Origin of the sequence: Streptomyces alkaliphilus (genome assembly GCF_014141535.1) — a bacterium.
Classification (GTDB): Bacteria; Actinomycetota; Actinomycetes; order Streptomycetales; family Streptomycetaceae; genus Streptomyces; species Streptomyces alkaliphilus.
This window is the reverse complement of the sequence record NZ_VKHT01000467.1, coordinates 1-3,947: the sequence shown is the minus strand read 5'-3', so window position 1 is coordinate 3,947 and position 3,947 is coordinate 1. Positions and strand designations below refer to the sequence as shown.

At 71.2% G+C, this 3,947-nt stretch carries 3 protein-coding genes; all 3 read right to left on the bottom strand.

Features of this window, described 5'->3' with window-relative positions; translation table 11 throughout:
• Positions 1–556, bottom strand: a 556-nt coding sequence (locus tag FNQ90_RS15075; RefSeq protein ID WP_182606854.1) for a S1 family peptidase, incomplete at its 3' end; no start/stop codon positions are given.
• Positions 557–855: 299 nt separating this feature from the next.
• Positions 856–2,421: an RNA polymerase sigma factor gene (locus FNQ90_RS15070; protein ID WP_323379977.1), complete on the bottom strand. Its 1,566-nt coding sequence runs from the start codon at positions 2,419–2,421 to the stop codon at positions 856–858.
• Positions 2,422–2,871: 450 nt separating this feature from the next.
• Positions 2,872–3,828 carry a FadR/GntR family transcriptional regulator gene (locus FNQ90_RS15065; RefSeq protein ID WP_323379976.1) on the bottom strand — a complete coding sequence of 319 codons (957 nt, stop codon included), beginning with the start codon at positions 3,826–3,828 and terminating at the stop codon, positions 2,872–2,874.
• Positions 3,829–3,947 lie beyond the last annotated feature (119 nt).

Here is a 3,947-nt window from a genome sequence, read left to right as displayed (position 1 = left end):
CCGGCAGCGCCCACCCCTCCGGCAGCGCCTCCGCCAGCTCCAGCACGGCGAGGTCCCCGACGTTGGTCCACGGGTTGTAGCGGGGGTCGGTCCGGATGGAGGTCACGGCCACCTCCCGTCCCTCCCCGGCGCGGCGCAAATCGTCCCGTCCCACGATCACCCGCAGATCCGGCAGGCGCTCGGGACGGATCCCCAGGAGTCGGTGGTCCAGGCAGTGGGCGGCGGTGACCACCGTCGTCGGAGCGATCAGCGCGCCACCGCAGAACTGGCCCGAGCGGGCCTCGCCGAAGCGGGCCCGGCTGGCCAGGGCGACCACCCACGGGCTGTCACCGGTGTGGGCGGGCAGACCGCCCACCACGACGTCGCGGGCCGCCGCGGGCGTTCCCGTGCCCCCGCCGGGCAGGGCGGAGGCCAGGGGGGCACAGAGCCCCAGCACCACGCCGATCAGGGCGATCCGCCGCGCCCGCCCGAAGGGGCGGTGCGGGGAACCGGGGATCTCGTGGAGCCGGGAAGCGGCTCGCCGGCGGGGAAGGGGACGCCGGGTGAATGCTCGCATGGGGACCTGCCGTTCCTGCGGTGGGAGCCGGGAGACGCGCTCCTGGCGTCCGCCGGTCGTCTGGTCTCCCCACCATGCCCGGAACACACACGCGGAGCACCTGATCGAACACCTCGGGTAACCGATCGGGTGGTTTCCCCACCTCTCCGGGGCCCGGTCGCCCGGCGTGGCATTCGAATCGCGCATCCGCGTACGAGCCCCTGACGGGTACCCCGAACGCACCCGGGGCCCGGTCGTCACCGACCGGGCCCCGGGTGCGGAACGGCTCCTCCGGCGGGCTCGCCGTGGAGCGGTTCGCGTCAGTCCAGGTAGTCGCGCAGCACCTGCGAGCGCGAGGGGTGCCGCAGCTTGGACATCGTCTTCGACTCGATCTGGCGGATGCGCTCGCGGGTGACCCCGTAGACCTTGCCGATCTCGTCCAGGGTCTTGGGCTGGCCGTCGGTCAGGCCGAAGCGCATCGAGACCACGCCGGCCTCGCGCTCGCTGAGGGTGTCCAGCACCGAGTGCAGCTGCTCCTGCAGGAGCGTGAAGCTGACCGCGTCGGCGGGCACCACGGCCTCGGAGTCCTCGATCAGGTCACCGAACTCGCTGTCGCCGTCCTCGCCCAGCGGGGTGTGCAGGGAGATCGGCTCGCGGCCGTACTTCTGGACCTCGACCACCTTCTCGGGGGTCATGTCCAGTTCCTTGGCCAGCTCCTCCGGGGTGGGCTCGCGCCCGAGGTCCTGGAGCATCTGACGCTGAACCCGGGCCAACTTGTTGATGACCTCGACCATGTGCACCGGGATGCGGATGGTGCGAGCCTGGTCGGCCATGGCGCGGGTGATCGCCTGCCGGATCCACCAGGTGGCGTAGGTCGAGAACTTGTAGCCCTTGGTGTAGTCGAACTTCTCCACGGCCCGGATCAGGCCGAGGTTGCCCTCCTGGATGAGGTCCAGGAAGAGCATGCCGCGACCGGTGTAGCGCTTGGCCAGCGAGACCACCAGGCGGAGGTTGGCCTCCAGCAGGTGGTTCTTGGCCCGGCGGCCGTCCTCCGCGATGATTTCCAGCTCACGCTTGAGCTTGGGGGCGATCTTGTCCGCACCGGCGAGCTTGTCCTCGGCGAAGAGCCCGGCCTCGATCCGCTTGGCCAGCTCCACCTCCTGCTCGGCGTTGAGCAGCGGGACCTTGCCGATCTGCTTGAGGTAGTCCTTCACCGGGTCCGCGGTGGCGCCGGCGGCGGCGACCTGCTGGGCCGGGGCGTCGTCCTCGTCCTCGTCCGACAGGACGAAACCCTCGTTCTCCGGCTTGCCGGTGCCCGCGGCGGGACCGTCGGCTCGCCCCTCCGCCGGAGCGGCGAGCTCCTCCGTCGGCTCCTCCTCGACGAGCAGTTCGTCGGCGACGTTCTTGCCGGCGGCCGTGGTCTTGGCGCCCGCCGTCTTCTTCGCGGCGCGCTTGGCGGGAGCCGCCTTCTTCGCGGTCTTCTTCGCCGGGGCGGCCTTCTTCGCGGCCTTCTTCGCCGGAGCCTTCGCCGCGGCGGGGGCTCCGGCTGCCTCACCGGCGGCCGGTTCCGCGGTCGGGGCGGACTTCGCCGGAACGGTGCGCGTGGCCGTGCGCTTGGCCGACGCCTTGGCCGCGACGCTCTTGCGGGTGCGTTTGGGGGTCTCGGCGGCACTCACCATCAGCGTCACGCCCTCCTCGTCGAGGATTTGGTTGAGGCTCCGCAGCACGTTCTTCCACTGAGTGGGAGGAATCCGGTCGGCCTCGAAGGCCCGGCGCACGTCATCGCCGGCGATCTGCCCTTCAGCCTTTCCCCGTTCGATGAGCGCCATCACAGAATCGGATTCGGCGATCTCTGCAGGGAGCGTACGGGGGGTGCTGGCCGACACGAACAACCTCTCGGAACTCTGGGAACGGCTTGGGGACCACCCGTTGGGGGTCCCCGACCGGTGGCGGGGATCGACCACCGGCGGCGACGAACGACGATCGGCCACCGAGTCCCATACGGACCCGGGGATCGCGATCCACGCGGTCACCTCTTGAGTCATCGCGCTGCGCCCCGAAGCGTTACGCACACCTTCACGTGGTCCGAGTCACACCGCCCCTCCGACTGTAACGGGCCGGCGGTCGAACACGCGGCGCAGGCCGGGAACACCGTGGCGGAACCGTCGGATCGTCACGGGTGTTCCGCGTTCACGTATGCCCGTTCCGCACGGGACCAACCGGGGTGTGCCCCGGTTGGCCGGAGCGATCGCCGGACCGGTGACACGGGGCTTTTGGAGACGGATGAGCGGGGCGGGGCCGGCTCCACCGGTCCCGCCCCACCCCGCCCGGGGCGCTCAGTGCTCGCGGGGAGCGGGCACCACCGTGTCCGGGCCGGGCGCCGCCTCCTCGCCGCCCCGCGGGTCGAGCAGGGCCCGGGCCGCGACCTCGGCCGCCTCCGGCTCCCCCGCCGAAATCGCCTCCAGGACGCGCCGGTGATGTTCCAGACATGCCTCCCCGGGCTGCCGGCAGGGACCGTCGGTACCGCTGGAGACCTGGAGCGCGGAGGCGACGATGCCGGCCAGGTGCTCGAGCATCCGGTTGTCCGCGGCTCGCAGCAGGAGGGCGTGGAATTCGGCGTCGGCGCGGGAGAAGGTCAGACCGTCACCCTGCTCGAGGGCATGGCGCAGGATGTCCACCATGTCGGAGAGCCGGGCGCGAACCTCCTCGTCGCACCGTTCGGCGGCGAGCCGGGCGGCCACCGGTTCGATACCGGCGCGCAACTCCCACAGTTCACGACGCTGATCGTCGCGCTGCGGACCGAAGGCGCGCCATTCGATGATGTCCGGGTCCAGGAGATTCCACTCCGTGACCGCACGCACCCGGGTGCCCACGTTGGGGCGGGCGCTGACCAGCCCCTTGGCCTCCAACACCCGCAGGGATTCGCGCACGACGGTGCGGGAGACCTCGAAACGCTGACCGATCTCCTCGGGCACCAGGGGGCGGTCCGCCCCGAGGTCACCGGAGACGATCATCTGACCCAACTGCTGGACGAGCTGACCGTGCAGGCCGCGTCCGCGGCTACCCGCCGGGCGTCGACCGGGCCGGGCCATGTCGTTCTCACCCCCGCCCCAGGCGGGGGTGCCGGTGGCGGTGGCGCCCCGGGCGGCGGTGGAATCGGGGTATCCGAACCGGTCGGCCTCCCCCGAGGCTGCTGCGGACCGGGCGGCGGACATCATGGAGTGCGCAAGGGTAGTCACGCATCCTTTGTCGGCGAGCCCGGCCACCCGCTTGAGGTCTTTGCTGAAAAGCACACGAAAGGGTGATCGGCGGCCTGCCCATAATTGACGAATTATCACCTCAAACCGGACATTTCTTCAGGGGGCGTGCGCGCCGACCCGTCCGCCCCCATACCCGCCGTTCCCCTCCTCTC